This window comes from Moraxella bovoculi 237, assembly GCF_000696305.2.
GTDB classification, from domain to species: Bacteria; Pseudomonadota; Gammaproteobacteria; order Pseudomonadales; family Moraxellaceae; genus Moraxella; species Moraxella bovoculi.
Window position 1 is genome coordinate 27,111 of sequence record NZ_AOMT01000021.1, and the last position, 13,071, is coordinate 40,181.

Genomic DNA, 13,071 nt, shown 5'->3' on the forward strand with positions numbered 1-13,071 from the left:
TTTAAATTAACGGCTACGATAAGAAAAGCGATCATCAACTCGTAGGTCGCTTGGTGGCCAAGTTTCTAAGCGCATTCCAAGTTCAAGACCTTTAGATGCAAGAACATCTTTAATTTCAGTCAATGATTTCTTACCAAGATTTGGGGTCTTAAGCAGTTCAGTTTCAGAACGCTGTACCAAATCGCCAATATAATAAATGTTTTCAGCTTTCAAGCAGTTTGCTGAGCGAACCGTTAGTTCAAGATCATCCACTGGACGTAGCAGCACAGGATCAATCTCTTCTTTTTCTTTGACAGGCTCAACGACTTCCTCAGCTTCCAAATCAACAAAGATTGCGATTTGCTGTTGAAGAATAGTTGCTGCTTTACGAATCGCTTCTTCAGGGTCAATCGTACCGTTAGTTTCAAGCTCAATAATTAGCTTGTCAAGATCAGTACGTTGCTCAACACGAGCATTCTCAACATCATATGCCACACGTAGAATTGGGCTAAAGCTTGCATCAAGCTTTAGACGACCAATTGTTTTTGAGCTAGCATCTTCACGACGTTGATTGGCAGGCTCGTAGCCACGACCAGTTACAACACGTAGGCGCATTTTTAGATGGCCGCGCTCACTTAATGTACCAAGCACCAATTCAGGATTAGCGATTTCTACATTATGTGGCAACTCTAGGTCAGAAGCAGTAACAATACCTGCGCCCTGCTTATCCAAAGTCAAATATGCTTCATTCTGATCGTGCAAAGTGATTGCTAAACCCTTCAGGTTTAATAGCAAATCCATCACGTCTTCTTGCAGACCTTCAAGTGTTGAATACTCATGATCAACACCTTCAATCTCTGCTTCGATGACGGCAGCGCCAGACAATGAAGAAAGCAAGATGCGGCGAAGAGCATTGCCTAGCGTATGCCCAAAGCCACGTTCTAACGGCTCGAGCGTGACCTTAGCAGTCGTTTCATTAACCGCATCAACGTGAATGGCGCTAGGTGTTAGAAACTCAGTTGCATTTGTCATAGTGTCACCTCGATGATTAATTCGGATTATTTAGAATATAGCTCAACAATCAAGCTTTCGTTGATTTCAGCAGGTAATTCACTACGTTCTGGAGCAGTCTTGAAAGTACCTTGAAGTTTGCTGTGATCAACTTCTAGCCATTCTGGAATACCACGTTGTGTCGCTAGCTCAACAGCGTTTTTAATACGTAGTTGTTCCTTAGATTTCTCATGAACAGCAATTACGTCGCCATCTTGAACTTGGATTGAAGGAATGTTCACACGAACAAACTCATCACGACCTGCTTTTTTTAGCAGAATTGCACGATGGCTGACCAACTGGCGAGCTTCTGCACGAGTAGCACCAAAACCCATACGATAAACAACGTTATCCAAACGACGCTCTAGCATACCAAGCAGGTTTTCACCTGTTGCGCCACGCATACGAGCAGCTTCTTTATAGTAGTTAGAGAATTGACGCTCAAGTACACCGTACATACGTTTTACTTTTTGCTTTTCACGAAGCTGTGAAGCGTATTCAGAAGTTTTGTTTTGGCTGTTGCCATGCTGACCAGGCGCACGACTTGCTTTTTTAGTTTTCACATCATAAGGCTTAACGCCTGATTTTAGTTGCAGGTCAGTACCTTCACGACGTGACAATTTTAGTTTTGGACCAATATAACGGGCCATGTGTCTTTCTCCTTAAACGCGGCGCTTCTTAGGTGGGCGGCAGCCGTTGTGTGGAATTGGTGTTACATCGCTGATGCTGTTAATTTTATAACCCAATGCACCTAATGCACGAACCGCAGACTCACGACCTGGTCCTGGACCTTTAACCAAGACATCAACATTTTTTACACCATAGGTTTCTTGAGCTGCTTTACCAGCAACTTCAGCAGCAACCTGTGCAGCGAAAGGCGTTGATTTACGTGAACCACGGAAGCCTTGTCCACCTGAGGTGGCCCAAGCCAATGCATTACCTTGACGATCGGTAATGGTTACAATGGTGTTATTAAAAGACGCATGAATATGGGCGATACCTTCAGATACCGAACGACGTGCCACTTTTTTGCGGCTACGAGTGTCTTTTGCCATCTTTTAGCTTCCTAAATTAGTTACTTTTTAATTGCTTTGCGTGGACCTTTACGGGTACGCGCGTTAGTTTTTGTACGTTGACCATTTACAGGTAGACCACGACGGTGGCGAAGACCACGGTAGCAACCCAAATCGACCAAACGCTTGATGTTCATTGAAATTTCGCGGCGAAGGTCACCTTCGGTAGCGTAATTTGCAACTTCTGCACGGACAGCATCTAGCTGTGCATCATCTAACTGACCAATTTTGGTAGTTTCGTTGATACCAACAGCAGCAAGAATTTGCTTAGCGGTAGTACGACCGATACCAAAAATATAAGTTAGTGAAATCACTGCGTGTTTGTTGTCCGGAATGTTTACACCGGCAATACGAGCCATTGATTTCTCTCCATTAGCACAAATGCATGGCATTTGCTAAGTTTACTCTACTGTTGTAAATAACAACAGCATGGCAAGTAGCGGATAATACATTATCCGCTACTAATTTGCAAGTATTAATTTGTAAAATTAACCTTGACGTTGTTTGTGGCGTGGTTCTGAACTGCAGATTACAAGAACTTTGCCTTTGCGACGAACGATTTTACAGCTGCCGCAAATCTTTTTAACTGATGCTTGAACTTTCATGTCATGCTCCTATGATGCACCATTAGTTATTTGGTGCTTTAATTAACGTTTGATCATGATATTGATGGGTCATCAAATGTGCTTGAATTTGTGCAATGAAGTCCATCAATACAACCACCATGATCAACAAAGAGGTACCACCTAAAGGCAAGGCTTGATTACCAAACCATGACTGTACAACCATTGGCATCAAGCAGATGATCGCCATGTACATGGCACCAATGAAAGTTAGGCGATTTAAAACAAAGTCTAAGTAACGTTTTGTCTGTTGTCCAGGGCGAATGCCAGGGATGTAAGCGCCGCTACGCTTTAGGTTCTCAGCCACTTCTTTTGGGTTAAACATTAAAGCTGTATAGAAATAACAGAAGAAAATGATTAGTGCACCAAAAATTAAAAGATACAACGGCTGACCTGGCTGCAATACCAAAGTCATATTTTGAATGATGCTTTGGAAAGTCGTTGGATTCTCAGTTGGTACCGATAAATGACCAAGACTGGCTGGCAGCATAAGCAAAGAGCTGGCAAAAATAGCTGGAATAACACCTGCCATATTAATTTTTAACGGCAAGTGAGATTGCTGCTGCGCATAAACTTTACGACCCTCTTGCTGCTTTTGAGCATAGTTGACAGGCACACGACGCTGAGCTCGCTCAATGAATACAATCGCTGCAGTAACAGCAACACCCAGAAGGATAAAGATAAATGCAGTTAATAGCTCTTTACTACCACCTGTACTGCTGGCAAACATACCACCAATCATTCCTGGCGCACTCGCTACAATACTCGCAAGGATTAGCATTGAGATGCCATTACCAATGCCACGCTCAGTAATTTGCTCACCAAGCCACATTAAGAACATGGCACCAGCGACTAAGGAAGTAACTGCAGGAATATAAAAACTTAATCCTGTAGAAAGGGTTAGGTTTTGTGAAATAAGACCTGCAGACATACCAATCGCTTGCACAAATGCAAGGGCTAAAGCACCTTGACGAGTGTACTTATTAAGCGTTCTACGCCCTGCCTCGCCCTCTTTTTTGAGCGCCTCTAAGGATGGAACCACCACCGACATCATCTGCACCACAATCGATGCTGAAATGTATGGCATGATACCTAAAGCCATGATCGACATACGCTCAAGTGAACCACCTGAGAACATGTTAAACATACCTAAAAAGGTATTCTCGCCAGCTTTAAAGAATTCTGCCAAACGGATCGGGTTCATCCCAGGCACAGGAATGTGCGACCCTAGACGGTAAACAATCAACGCCCCAATTAAAAAGAGCATACGATTCCATAATTCATCATATTTTCGAATAAATACAAACGGATTTAATGGAATGCCTGATTTAGACGCTGATTGCTTTGACACGACACTACTCCTCGACGCTACCGCCGGCAGCTTCGATTGCTTGTTTTGCACCTTTAGTTACTTTTACGCCTTTGAAAGTAAGGGCACGAGTAATTTCACCAGATAGGATGATACGAGCACGCTTCATGTCACCACGAATGATGTTAGCTGCCTTTAGAGACTCAACACTGACAACATCGCCATCAATCTTGTTCAATTCAGAAAGACGTACTTCAGCAGTAGTAAGCGCCATCTGACTGGTAAAACCAAATTTTGGCAAACGGCGATAGATAGGCATTTGACCGCCTTCAAAACCTGCTGGGATGCTTGAGCCTGAACGTGAAGTTTGACCTTTAACACCACGGCCACCAGTCTTACCTAGACCAGAACCGATACCACGGCCGCGACGCTGAGCTGTCTTTTTTGCACCCAATGCTGGTGCAAGTTCATTTAAACGAAGACCCATTACGCTTCCTCCACTTTAACCATGTAATTTACACGATTTACCATACCGCGAACTGAAGGAGTATCTTCAACTTCTACGGTATGACCGATACGACGTAGCCCTAGGCCTTTTAGGCAAGCTTTATGGCTTGCTAAGCGATGGCTACTCGATTTTACTTGAGTAACTTTGATTGTTTTCATCGTAACTTACCTACTTCTTAGCCCAAAATTTCTTCTACAGATTTGCCACGTTTCGCTGCAACTTGCTCAGGAGAAACCATATCACGCAAACCTTTAAAAGTTGCTTGTACAACATTAGCTGCATTGGTTGAGCCGTAGCATTTTGCCAATACGTTTTGAACGCCAGCAACTTCAAGAACAGCACGCATTGCACCACCAGCAATTACACCAGTACCTTCTGAGGCAGGTTGCATATATACTTTTGATGCACCGTGACGAGCATTAATAGGGTGTTGTAGTGTTGTGCCAGCAAGCTCAACAGTAATCATATTACGCTTAGCAGCTTCAAGAGCTTTTTGGATAGCAGCAGGCACTTCACGTGCTTTACCACGACCAAAACCTACACGACCATTACCATCACCAACAACTGTCAATGCGGTGAAAGAGAAGATACGACCGCCTTTAACAACTTTTGCAACACGGTCAACGGCAACCAATTTTTCCACCAAACCGTCAGTTTGTTCAACTTTTGCCATGATTAGAACTCCAATCCATTTTCACGAGCAGCGTCAGCTAGTGCTTTAACACGGCCATGATATTTAAAACCACTACGGTCAAATGCAACCTTAGTGATACCCGCAGCTTTCGCACGCTCTGCAATCAACGCACCAACAGCTTTTGCTGCTTCAACGTTACCAGTAGCGCCAGAACGTAGGCTAGCATCAAGAGTTGAAGCTTGAGCAACAACAACACCGCCTGTTGGCGAGATAACTTGAGCATAGATATGACGTGGAGTGCGAGTCACGGTCAAACGGTTTACACCTAGGTGACGGATGTGTGCACGGGTTTTTTTCGCTCGGCGAAGACGAGCTGATTTTTTATCGAACATGTTTGCTCACCTTACTTATTTTTTCTTAGCTTCTTTACGAAGAACCACTTCATCGCTGTAGCGAACACCTTTACCTTTGTAAGGCTCTGGTGGACGGAAACTACGAATTTTCGCAGCTGCTTGACCAAGTTTCTGCTTATCGCTTGATTTTAGAACGATTTCAGTTTGGCTTGGGCTTTCTGCGGTTACACCTTCAGGTAGCGTATATTCGATTGGGTGTGAAAAACCTAGGTTTAGGTTTACTTTATTACCTGCAACTTGTGCACGATAACCAACACCGATAAGTTGTAGGCGACGCTCAAAACCGTTGCTCACACCTTGAACCATGTTATTGATCAATGCGCGAACTGTGCCGGTATGCATCCACGCTTCTTTGGTATCAGCAACAGGAGAAAGCGTAACAACACCTTCTTCTTGTTTTAGCTCGACCAAATCATGCAGGCGTAAAGACAAAGAACCATTCTTGCCTTTAACTTCAACCTGCTGACCGTTCAAAGTAACGCTAGTGCCAGCTGGCAACGCTACTGGGGCTTTAGCCACACGAGACATAGGAATTTCCTTTAATGATAATAAAAACCATCGAATTGATGGCAGTGAAACAATGATTTTCTAATCAGTATTTGATAGCTAATTAGAAAAGCACGCTATTATAACAGAAAAAATCCCTGGCGTAAACCAAGGATTTCATCTTTTTGTAATTTAACTAGTTGGATCTTAAGCAACTAGCGCAATTACTTCACCACCGATACCAGCGGCACGAGCGGCACGGTCACTCATGATACCCTTACTAGTAGAGATGATAGCAACACCTAAGCCTTTTTGTACGCTTGGAAGTTCATCTTTACCACGGTATTGACGTAGACCAGGACGGCTATAGCGTTTCAATTCTTCGATAACGCCTTTACCTTGGTAGTATTTCAACTCAATAGTCAAAACTTTTTTACCATTCTCAACTTCGCTTACTTCTGCGCTAATCACATAACCTTCGTCAACCAAAAGGTCAGCGATAGATTTACGTAGCTTAGAGGCAGGCATTGATACTGATGGTTTGTTTCTTGATTGTGCGTTGCGGATGCGGGTTAGCATATCGGCAACAGGATCTTGCATACTCATTGCGATACTCCTTACCAGCTTGCTTTACGAACGCCAGGTACATCACCTTGCATTACGCGCTCACGTAGTTTATTACGTGATAAACCAAATTTGCGGAAATAACCATGCGGACGACCAGTTAGGCCACAGCGGTTACGCAGGCGCACTGGAGAAGAGTTGCGTGGTAGTGATTGAAGTGCTAGCATTGCATCTAGACGATCTTCATCACTCGCATTGATGTCGCTGATTATTGCTTTTAGCTCTGCACGCTTTTCGGCGTACTTAGCAACTGTTTTTTCGCGCTTTAATTCGCGATTAATCATGCTTTTCTTAGCCATAACGTTTACCTTATCTGAATGGGAAGCCGAATGCTTTTAGCAATGCACGACCTTGATCATCGTCAGCAGCAGTGGTAGTGATGGTAATGTCCAAACCACGGATACGATCGATTTTATCAAAATCAACTTCTGGGAAAACGATCTGCTCTTTGATGCCTAGCGAATAGTTGCCACGGCCATCAAATGCTTTTGCTGAAAAACCACGGAAGTCACGAATACGAGGAATCGCAATGGCAATAAGACGATCTAGGAATTCGTACATCTGTTCGCCACGTAGTGTAACTTTGCAACCAATTGGCCATTCTTCACGGATTTTGAAGCCTGCCACTGATTTGCGTGCTTTGGTTACTACTGGTTTTTGACCAGCGATTGCAGTCATGTCTGCTAATGCGCCTTCAAGTAGTTTTTTATCTTGTGCTGCGCCGCCAACACCCATATTTAGGGTGATTTTGGTGATTCTTGGCACTTGCATAACATTTTCCAAGCCAAGCTCATCTTTGATTTTTTGCTTTAGCTGGTCATTGTATAAAGATTTTAATCTTGCCATTACTATATACCCTTAGTCTCTTATGCAGTCGCCACTACTTCACCAGTAGAACGATAGATACGGACTTTTTTGCCCTCTTCGTTTACTTGGTAAGCAATACGATCTGCCTTTTGGGTTGCTGCGTTATAAATCGCAACGTTTGAAATATGTAAAAATGCTTCTTGCTTAACGATGCCACCTTCTTTACCTAGCATTTGATTAGGTTTTTGGTGTTTAGTTACAATGTTAATGCCTTCAACTTTTACACGGTCTGCTTTAACCGCCAAAATTGCGCCTTGCTTGCCTTTATCTTTGCCAGCAATCACAACCACGGTATCGCCTTTGCGTAACTTTGCCATAGGATGCCTCTAAAAGGTTACAGTACTTCTGGTGCTAGTGAAACAATTTTCATGAATTGTTCACCACGTAGTTCACGGGTAACAGGTCCAAAAATACGAGTTGCAATCGGGGCTTTGTTATTGTTTAGAATAACTGCCGCATTGTCATCAAAACGTAGTACAGAACCATCTGGACGACGTACGCCTTTTTTGGTACGTACAACGACCGCATTCATCACGTCGCCTTTTTTAACACGACCACGAGGAATGGCTTCTTTAACCGTTACCTTGATAATGTCGCCAACTGATGCGTAACGACGATGCGAGCCACCCAGTACTTTAATGCACTGTACACGTCTTGCACCACTGTTATCTGCAACTTCCAGCATTGTTTCAGTCTGAATCATCGCATTACTCCATAATAAATAAAGCAATAAAAGCCATTCGCCACTAAATATGCGCCATATTTGCACATATTTAGTGGATGAACATCTAAAAAGACGTACATTATACTAGCAAACGACTTTTAATGCAAATAACTTAAATTTTTACCGCAGTCTCAACCACGTCTACTAAAGTCCAAGTTTTGGTCTTTGAGATAGGACGAGTTTCTTTGATACGAACGATATCGCCTTCTTGACAAACATTGTTCTCGTCATGAGCTTTAAGCTTAGTAGAACGGCGAATTTGTTTGCCATACACTGGGTGGCGAATTTGGCGCTCAACCAGAACGGTGATAGACTTGTCCATCTTGTTGCTGATTACTTTACCAGTTACAACGCCAACTTCTTGAGTTTGGGTGTTCTCGCTCATGCGTCGCCTCTTTGTTTTTCGTTAATCAAAGTTAAGATTTTTGCAATCGTACGACGATTTGCTTTAACTTCGTGAGTGTTGCCTAGCTGACCCGTAGCTTTTGCCATACGCAGACGGAATGCATCAAGCTGCTTTTCGTCAAGCAATTGAGCCAACTCTTCTACTGATTTTTCGCGTAATTCGTTGGTTTTCATTACATAACCGTCCGTTTAACAATAGTCGTTTTGAAAGGTAGCTTCGCTGACGCTAGAGTTAGAGCTTCACGCGCCAATTCTTCGCTAACACCTTGGATTTCGTAAAGCATTTTGCCTGGCTTGATTTCAGCTACCCAGTATTCTACTGGACCTTTACCTTTACCCATACGAACTTCCAATGGTTTTTCGGTAATAGGTTTATCTGGGAAAACACGAATCCAGATCTTACCGCCACGCTTAATGCGACGAGTGATAGTACGACGAGCTGCTTCAATTTGACGAGCAGTCATACGACCACGACCGATAGATTTTAGACCAATTTCGCCAAATGCAACAGTGTTACCACGTTGGGCAAGGCCAGTGTTACGACCTTTGTGCATTTTACGGAATTTGGTACGTTTTGGTTGCAACATAGCTTACCCCTTGTCTGAATTACGACGGTTGTTGGTACGGCCACGGCGTTTTGGTGCACGAGCCTTCTCTTCAACCACTGGGTTATAGGCGCTGTTCATGCCGTCTAGAATCTCACCACGGAAAATCCAAACTTTAACACCGATAGTACCGTAAGTAGTTTCTGCACGCACTTCTGCGTAATCGATGTCAGCACGAAGCGTATGTAGAGGTACACGACCTTCACGATACCACTCAGTACGAGCGATTTCAGCACCGCCTAGACGACCAGATAGCTCAACTTTAATACCTTGAGCGCCTGAACGCATGCTGTTTTGCACAGCACGTTTCATCGCACGACGGAACATCACACGACGCTCTAGCTGGTTAGCGATGCCAACAGCTACTAGACGAGCATCTAGGTCAGGTTGAGTGATCTCTTGAATGTTCACTTGTGCAGGAACACCCATGATTTTGGTAAGTTCTTTTTGAAGTGCTTCGATGTCAGCGCCTTGCTTACCAATGATCACACCAGGACGTGCTGAATAGATGGTAATTTTAGCTGCGCCAGTAGGACGCTCGATACTGATGTTGCTTACCATTGCTTCTTTTAGCTTATTGCGCAAGAAGTCACGTACTTTAAAGTCGTTTAGCAAATACTCTGAGTATTGCTTTGGGTTTGCATACCAGTTTGCATTGTGCTTTTTGATAACGCCCAAGCGAATACCAATAGGATGAACTTTTTGACCCATGATTATGCTCCTACTTTAACAGTGATGTGACAAGTGCGCTTGCTGATACGGTCAGCACGACCCTTGGCACGGGGCATAATACGCTTCAAAGTGATGCCTTCATCAACGTAGATGGTAGATACACGTAGTGTGTCAATATCTAGACCGTTGTTGTGCTCAGCGTTAGCGATTGCTGATTGTAGGCATTTTTTGACTAATTTAGCACCTTTTTTGTTGCTGAAAGTCAAGATGTCTAAAGCGCGCTCAATTGGCTTACCACGAACTTCGTCCGCAACCAATCTTACTTTTTGTGCCGAAATGGCGGCACCACGTAATTTTGCAGTTACTTCCATGGTAGCACCTTATCTCTTAGATTTCTTATCAACGCCGTGACCACGGTATGAACGGGTCGGAGCGAATTCACCAAGTTTATGGCCAACCATTTGCTCATTCACGATAACTGGCACGTGAGTACGGCCATTGTGAACTGAGATGGTTAGACCTACCATTTGTGGTAGAATCATCGAGCGACGAGACCAAGTTTTGATCGGCTTGCGGTTGTTGCTTTCTAGAGCGTCTTCAACCTTAGCAAACAAATGCGCATCGATAAATGGACCTTTTTTCAATGAACGAGGCATGAAACTTTTCCTTTATTTCTTGGCACGACGGCGACGGATGATCATACTGTCAGTACGCTTGTTAGAACGAGTCTTAAGACCCTTAGCTTTCTGACCCCAAGGACTGGTTGGATGTTTACCAAAGTTACGTCCTTCACCACCACCATGCGGGTGATCAATCGGGTTCATCGCGGTACCACGAACGGTAGGACGAACGCCACGCCAGCGCGCTGCACCTGCTTTACCAAGTGATTTTAGGTTATTTTCAGTGTTAGAAACTTCACCAATAACCGCGCGGCAGTTTGCGTGGATACGACGAGTTTCGCCAGAACGCAAACGAACGATCACATAAGCACCGTCACGACCCAACAATTGAACCGCTGCACCAGCAGAACGAGCGATTTGCGCGCCTTTGCCAATTTTTAGTTCGATGTTGTGAATAACAGTACCCACTGGGATATTTTTAAGTGGCAAGCAGTTACCTGGGCGAATTGGAGAACCCTCACCAGATTGAACCTGATCGCCTACAGCCAATTTTTTAGGTGCAATGATATAGCGACGCTCACCATCTGCGTACTTCAATAGTGCGATGTGCGCGGTACGGTTTGGATCGTATTCAATGCGTTCAACAGTTGCAATGATGCCGTCTTTATTGCGTTTGAAGTCAATCAGACGATAGTGTTGCTTGTGACCACCACCGATATGACGGGTAGTGATACGGCCGTTGTTGTTACGACCACCAGTTTTAGCTTTTGATTCAACAAGCGGTGCATAGGGACGACCTTTATAAAGGTGTGGATGCACTACTTTTTCAACAAAGCGGCGACCTGGTGACGTAGGTTTTGCTTTTACGATAGGCATGATTCTAGTCCTTATTCGTTAGTCGCTGTTTCACTAGTGACTTCTTCACCAGCACCGATTTGTACGTCTGAACCTGCTTTTAGGGTTACATACGCTTTTTTCACGTCTGAACGCTTACCAACTACGCGACCAAAACGCTTAGTTTTACCTTTAGTATTCAAAGTGTTTACTTTAACAACTTCAACACCTTCAAACATTAGTTCAACTGCTTGTTTGATCTCACGCTTAGTAGCATTGCTGTCAACTTTGAAAACTTGTACACCAAGGCTATCGCCTAGACGTTGAGATTTTTCAGAGAATACAGGTGCTTTTAGCACTTGATACAATCTTGCGTTACTCATGCTAGTGTCTCCTCAAATTGTTTGGCAGCTTCAACAGTCATGATAACTTTATCAAAAGAAACCAAGCTAACTGGATCAACTTCACGAGTACCAAGTACATTCACATGTGGAATGTTACGTGCAGCCAAGTACAAGTTTTCGTCAACTTCATGAGTTACGATAAGTGCACGTGGTGCATTTAGTTCAGCCAGTTTTGCAACTAGGCCTTTAGTTTTGGGGCTATCTACAGCAATATCATCAACCAATACTAGACGCTCTTGACGTACTAGCTCAGCTAGGATACACTGCATTGCACCGCGGTACATTTTACGGTTTACTTTTTGAGACCAGTCTTGTGGTTTTGCTGCGAATGCACGACCACCACCAACCCAAATCGGGCTACGGATAGAGCCAGCACGAGCGCGACCAGTACCTTTTTGACGCCATGGTTTTTTACCACCGCCTGATACTTCGCCACGAGTTTTTTGTGCACGAGTACCTTGACGAGCGCCAGCTAGGTAAGCAGTTACTACTTGGTGTACCAAGGCTTCATTGAACTCACGACCAAATGTGATCTCTGAAAGTTCAACCGCCGCACCTGTAACAGTTTTTAAATTCACGTTAATCCCCTTTACTAGGCTTTGACTGACGGACGTACGATAACATCGCCACCATTAGCACCTGGAAGCGCGCCTTTGATGACCAGTACACCTTTTTCAGCATCAACAGACACGATTTCAAGGCCTTGAACAGTAACACGCTTGTTACCCATTTGACCTGGCATCTTTTTGCCTTTAAATACTTTACCTGGTGTCTGGTTTTGACCAGTAGAACCAAGTACACGATGCGATACAGAGTTACCGTGAGTTGCGTCTTGAGTACGGAAGTTGTGACGCTTAACACCACCTTGGAAACCTTTACCTTTAGATTGACCAGTTACATCAACTAACTGACCAACTTCGAATAGGTCTGCCAAAATGTTTGCGCCAACTTCGCGACCTTCTAGTTCGCTCTCGTCTGCACGGAATTCCCAAACACCACGACCAGCGGCTACGCCAGCTTTTGCGAAGTGTCCTTTTTGAGCAGCAGTCACACGGCTGTCACGACGCACGCCAGTGGTTACTTGGATTGCGCTATAGCCATCGGTGTCTACTGTTTTGATTTGCGAGATGCGGTTTGCGTCAACCTCAACCACTGTTACAGGGATAGATACGCCTGCTTCAGTGAAGACTCGGGTCATGCCGCATTTTTTACCGACTAAACCAATCGCCATTTTAGACCTC

26 protein-coding genes are annotated in these 13,071 nt (G+C 44.1%); all 26 read right to left on the reverse strand.

Features of this window, described 5'->3' with window-relative positions; genetic code table 11:
- Positions 1-6 precede the first annotated feature (6 nt).
- The 26 genes from MBO_RS04350 to rplC all read right to left on the reverse strand — a co-directional run bounded on the left by MBO_RS04350 (position 7) and on the right by rplC (position 13,061).
- A complete protein-coding gene (locus MBO_RS04350) occupies positions 7-1,011 on the reverse strand; it encodes a DNA-directed RNA polymerase subunit alpha (RefSeq protein ID WP_036364251.1) in 1,005 nt (334 codons plus the stop codon).
- 26 nt (positions 1,012-1,037) lie between these two features.
- On the reverse strand, positions 1,038-1,679 hold the full coding sequence (rpsD, locus tag MBO_RS04355; protein ID WP_036364254.1) for a 30S ribosomal protein S4: 642 nt from the start codon (positions 1,677-1,679) through the stop codon (positions 1,038-1,040).
- Between the two features lie 12 nt (positions 1,680-1,691).
- Entirely contained in the window at positions 1,692-2,084 is a 393-nt protein-coding gene (gene rpsK, locus MBO_RS04360; protein ID WP_036364258.1) for a 30S ribosomal protein S11, read from the reverse strand.
- A 20-nt stretch (positions 2,085-2,104) separates the two neighbouring features.
- A complete protein-coding gene (gene rpsM / locus MBO_RS04365; protein WP_036364261.1) occupies positions 2,105-2,461 on the reverse strand; it encodes a 30S ribosomal protein S13 in 357 nt (118 codons plus the stop codon).
- Positions 2,462-2,590: 129 nt separating this feature from the next.
- Positions 2,591-2,707: a 50S ribosomal protein L36 gene (gene rpmJ / locus MBO_RS04370; RefSeq protein WP_036364264.1), complete on the reverse strand. Its 117-nt coding sequence runs from the start codon at positions 2,705-2,707 to the stop codon at positions 2,591-2,593.
- A 22-nt stretch (positions 2,708-2,729) separates the two neighbouring features.
- Positions 2,730-4,076, reverse strand: coding sequence for a preprotein translocase subunit SecY (gene secY, locus MBO_RS04375; protein WP_036364267.1), 1,347 nt, complete (start codon positions 4,074-4,076; stop codon positions 2,730-2,732).
- Between the two features lie 4 nt (positions 4,077-4,080).
- Positions 4,081-4,521 (reverse strand): 50S ribosomal protein L15, encoded by a 441-nt coding sequence (gene rplO / locus MBO_RS04380; RefSeq protein WP_036364270.1) that lies wholly within the window; start codon positions 4,519-4,521, stop codon positions 4,081-4,083.
- Positions 4,521-4,700, reverse strand: coding sequence for a 50S ribosomal protein L30 (gene rpmD, locus MBO_RS04385; protein ID WP_036364273.1), 180 nt, complete (start codon positions 4,698-4,700; stop codon positions 4,521-4,523). Before rpmD ends, rplO begins: the two co-directional genes overlap by 1 nt.
- 17 nt (positions 4,701-4,717) lie before the next feature.
- Positions 4,718-5,215 (reverse strand): 30S ribosomal protein S5, encoded by a 498-nt coding sequence (gene rpsE / locus MBO_RS04390; protein WP_036364276.1) that lies wholly within the window; start codon positions 5,213-5,215, stop codon positions 4,718-4,720.
- Positions 5,216-5,217: 2 nt separating this feature from the next.
- A complete protein-coding gene (rplR, locus tag MBO_RS04395; protein ID WP_036364279.1) occupies positions 5,218-5,568 on the reverse strand; it encodes a 50S ribosomal protein L18 in 351 nt (116 codons plus the stop codon).
- A 15-nt stretch (positions 5,569-5,583) separates the two neighbouring features.
- Positions 5,584-6,117, reverse strand: a complete 534-nt coding sequence (gene rplF, locus MBO_RS04400; RefSeq protein WP_036364284.1) for a 50S ribosomal protein L6 — start codon at positions 6,115-6,117, stop codon at positions 5,584-5,586.
- A 165-nt stretch (positions 6,118-6,282) separates the two neighbouring features.
- Positions 6,283-6,681, reverse strand: coding sequence for a 30S ribosomal protein S8 (rpsH, locus tag MBO_RS04405; RefSeq protein WP_036364288.1), 399 nt, complete (start codon positions 6,679-6,681; stop codon positions 6,283-6,285).
- Between the two features lie 11 nt (positions 6,682-6,692).
- Positions 6,693-6,998: a 30S ribosomal protein S14 gene (gene rpsN / locus MBO_RS04410; protein WP_036364291.1), complete on the reverse strand. Its 306-nt coding sequence runs from the start codon at positions 6,996-6,998 to the stop codon at positions 6,693-6,695.
- A gap of 10 nt (positions 6,999-7,008) precedes the next feature.
- Entirely contained in the window at positions 7,009-7,545 is a 537-nt protein-coding gene (gene rplE / locus MBO_RS04415; RefSeq protein WP_036364294.1) for a 50S ribosomal protein L5, read from the reverse strand.
- A gap of 20 nt (positions 7,546-7,565) precedes the next feature.
- Positions 7,566-7,883, reverse strand: a complete 318-nt coding sequence (rplX, locus tag MBO_RS04420) for a 50S ribosomal protein L24 (protein WP_036364296.1) — start codon at positions 7,881-7,883, stop codon at positions 7,566-7,568.
- Positions 7,884-7,900: 17 nt separating this feature from the next.
- The gene (gene rplN, locus MBO_RS04425) at positions 7,901-8,269 is read right to left on the reverse strand and encodes a 50S ribosomal protein L14 (RefSeq protein ID WP_029102638.1); all 369 of its coding nucleotides are present in this window, start codon (positions 8,267-8,269) and stop codon (positions 7,901-7,903) included.
- 133 nt (positions 8,270-8,402) lie between these two features.
- A complete protein-coding gene (gene rpsQ, locus MBO_RS04430) occupies positions 8,403-8,675 on the reverse strand; it encodes a 30S ribosomal protein S17 (protein WP_036364304.1) in 273 nt (90 codons plus the stop codon).
- Positions 8,672-8,869: a 50S ribosomal protein L29 gene (gene rpmC / locus MBO_RS04435; RefSeq protein WP_036364307.1), complete on the reverse strand. Its 198-nt coding sequence runs from the start codon at positions 8,867-8,869 to the stop codon at positions 8,672-8,674. The genes rpsQ and rpmC overlap by 4 nt, the downstream gene beginning before the upstream one ends.
- On the reverse strand, positions 8,869-9,282 hold the full coding sequence (gene rplP, locus MBO_RS04440; RefSeq protein WP_029102635.1) for a 50S ribosomal protein L16: 414 nt from the start codon (positions 9,280-9,282) through the stop codon (positions 8,869-8,871). The genes rpmC and rplP overlap by 1 nt, the downstream gene beginning before the upstream one ends.
- 3 nt (positions 9,283-9,285) lie before the next feature.
- On the reverse strand, positions 9,286-10,011 hold the full coding sequence (rpsC, locus tag MBO_RS04445; protein WP_036364310.1) for a 30S ribosomal protein S3: 726 nt from the start codon (positions 10,009-10,011) through the stop codon (positions 9,286-9,288).
- Positions 10,012-10,013: 2 nt separating this feature from the next.
- Positions 10,014-10,343 (reverse strand): 50S ribosomal protein L22, encoded by a 330-nt coding sequence (rplV, locus tag MBO_RS04450; RefSeq protein ID WP_036364312.1) that lies wholly within the window; start codon positions 10,341-10,343, stop codon positions 10,014-10,016.
- Between the two features lie 9 nt (positions 10,344-10,352).
- Positions 10,353-10,628, reverse strand: coding sequence for a 30S ribosomal protein S19 (gene rpsS, locus MBO_RS04455; RefSeq protein WP_036364316.1), 276 nt, complete (start codon positions 10,626-10,628; stop codon positions 10,353-10,355).
- Positions 10,629-10,640: 12 nt separating this feature from the next.
- On the reverse strand, positions 10,641-11,468 hold the full coding sequence (rplB, locus tag MBO_RS04460; protein WP_036364321.1) for a 50S ribosomal protein L2: 828 nt from the start codon (positions 11,466-11,468) through the stop codon (positions 10,641-10,643).
- A gap of 11 nt (positions 11,469-11,479) precedes the next feature.
- Positions 11,480-11,809: a 50S ribosomal protein L23 gene (gene rplW / locus MBO_RS04465; RefSeq protein ID WP_036364324.1), complete on the reverse strand. Its 330-nt coding sequence runs from the start codon at positions 11,807-11,809 to the stop codon at positions 11,480-11,482.
- Positions 11,806-12,408 (reverse strand): 50S ribosomal protein L4, encoded by a 603-nt coding sequence (gene rplD / locus MBO_RS04470; protein WP_036364327.1) that lies wholly within the window; start codon positions 12,406-12,408, stop codon positions 11,806-11,808. The genes rplW and rplD overlap by 4 nt, the downstream gene beginning before the upstream one ends.
- Before the next feature lie 14 nt (positions 12,409-12,422).
- Positions 12,423-13,061 carry a 50S ribosomal protein L3 gene (gene rplC / locus MBO_RS04475; RefSeq protein WP_036364330.1) on the reverse strand — a complete coding sequence of 213 codons (639 nt, stop codon included), beginning with the start codon at positions 13,059-13,061 and terminating at the stop codon, positions 12,423-12,425.
- Between the last annotated feature and the right edge of the window lie 10 nt (positions 13,062-13,071).

What these genes read in the sequence shown, in the direction of transcription:
- rpsK (WP_036364258.1), bottom strand. Translation starts at nt 2,084, where the DNA reads ATGGCAAAAGACACTCGTAGCCGCAAAAAAGTGGCACGTCGTTCGGTA.
- rpmC (WP_036364307.1), bottom strand. Translation starts at nt 8,869, where the DNA reads ATGAAAACCAACGAATTACGCGAAAAATCAGTAGAAGAGTTGGCTCAA.
- rpsS (WP_036364316.1), bottom strand. Translation starts at nt 10,628, where the DNA reads ATGCCTCGTTCATTGAAAAAAGGTCCATTTATCGATGCGCATTTGTTT.
- rplF (WP_036364284.1), bottom strand. Translation starts at nt 6,117, where the DNA reads ATGTCTCGTGTGGCTAAAGCCCCAGTAGCGTTGCCAGCTGGCACTAGC.
- rplV (WP_036364312.1), bottom strand. Translation starts at nt 10,343, where the DNA reads ATGGAAGTAACTGCAAAATTACGTGGTGCCGCCATTTCGGCACAAAAA.
- rpsD (WP_036364254.1), bottom strand. Translation starts at nt 1,679, where the DNA reads ATGGCCCGTTATATTGGTCCAAAACTAAAATTGTCACGTCGTGAAGGT.
- rplO (WP_036364270.1), bottom strand. Translation starts at nt 4,521, where the DNA reads ATGGGTCTTCGTTTAAATGAACTTGCACCAGCATTGGGTGCAAAAAAG.
- rpsN (WP_036364291.1), bottom strand. Translation starts at nt 6,998, where the DNA reads ATGGCTAAGAAAAGCATGATTAATCGCGAATTAAAGCGCGAAAAAACA.
- rplC (WP_036364330.1), bottom strand. Translation starts at nt 13,061, where the DNA reads ATGGCGATTGGTTTAGTCGGTAAAAAATGCGGCATGACCCGAGTCTTC.
- rpmD (WP_036364273.1), bottom strand. Translation starts at nt 4,700, where the DNA reads ATGAAAACAATCAAAGTTACTCAAGTAAAATCGAGTAGCCATCGCTTA.
- rplN (WP_029102638.1), bottom strand. Translation starts at nt 8,269, where the DNA reads ATGATTCAGACTGAAACAATGCTGGAAGTTGCAGATAACAGTGGTGCA.
- rpsM (WP_036364261.1), bottom strand. Translation starts at nt 2,461, where the DNA reads ATGGCTCGTATTGCCGGTGTAAACATTCCGGACAACAAACACGCAGTG.
- rpsE (WP_036364276.1), bottom strand. Translation starts at nt 5,215, where the DNA reads ATGGCAAAAGTTGAACAAACTGACGGTTTGGTGGAAAAATTGGTTGCC.
- rpsH (WP_036364288.1), bottom strand. Translation starts at nt 6,681, where the DNA reads ATGAGTATGCAAGATCCTGTTGCCGATATGCTAACCCGCATCCGCAAC.
- rplR (WP_036364279.1), bottom strand. Translation starts at nt 5,568, where the DNA reads ATGTTCGATAAAAAATCAGCTCGTCTTCGCCGAGCGAAAAAAACCCGT.
- rpmJ (WP_036364264.1), bottom strand. Translation starts at nt 2,707, where the DNA reads ATGAAAGTTCAAGCATCAGTTAAAAAGATTTGCGGCAGCTGTAAAATC.
- MBO_RS04350 (WP_036364251.1), bottom strand. Translation starts at nt 1,011, where the DNA reads ATGACAAATGCAACTGAGTTTCTAACACCTAGCGCCATTCACGTTGAT.
- rplB (WP_036364321.1), bottom strand. Translation starts at nt 11,468, where the DNA reads ATGCCTATCGTAAAAGCAAAACCTACGTCACCAGGTCGCCGCTTTGTT.
- rplP (WP_029102635.1), bottom strand. Translation starts at nt 9,282, where the DNA reads ATGTTGCAACCAAAACGTACCAAATTCCGTAAAATGCACAAAGGTCGT.
- rpsQ (WP_036364304.1), bottom strand. Translation starts at nt 8,675, where the DNA reads ATGAGCGAGAACACCCAAACTCAAGAAGTTGGCGTTGTAACTGGTAAA.
- rplX (WP_036364296.1), bottom strand. Translation starts at nt 7,883, where the DNA reads ATGGCAAAGTTACGCAAAGGCGATACCGTGGTTGTGATTGCTGGCAAA.
- rplE (WP_036364294.1), bottom strand. Translation starts at nt 7,545, where the DNA reads ATGGCAAGATTAAAATCTTTATACAATGACCAGCTAAAGCAAAAAATC.
- rplW (WP_036364324.1), bottom strand. Translation starts at nt 11,809, where the DNA reads ATGAGTAACGCAAGATTGTATCAAGTGCTAAAAGCACCTGTATTCTCT.
- rpsC (WP_036364310.1), bottom strand. Translation starts at nt 10,011, where the DNA reads ATGGGTCAAAAAGTTCATCCTATTGGTATTCGCTTGGGCGTTATCAAA.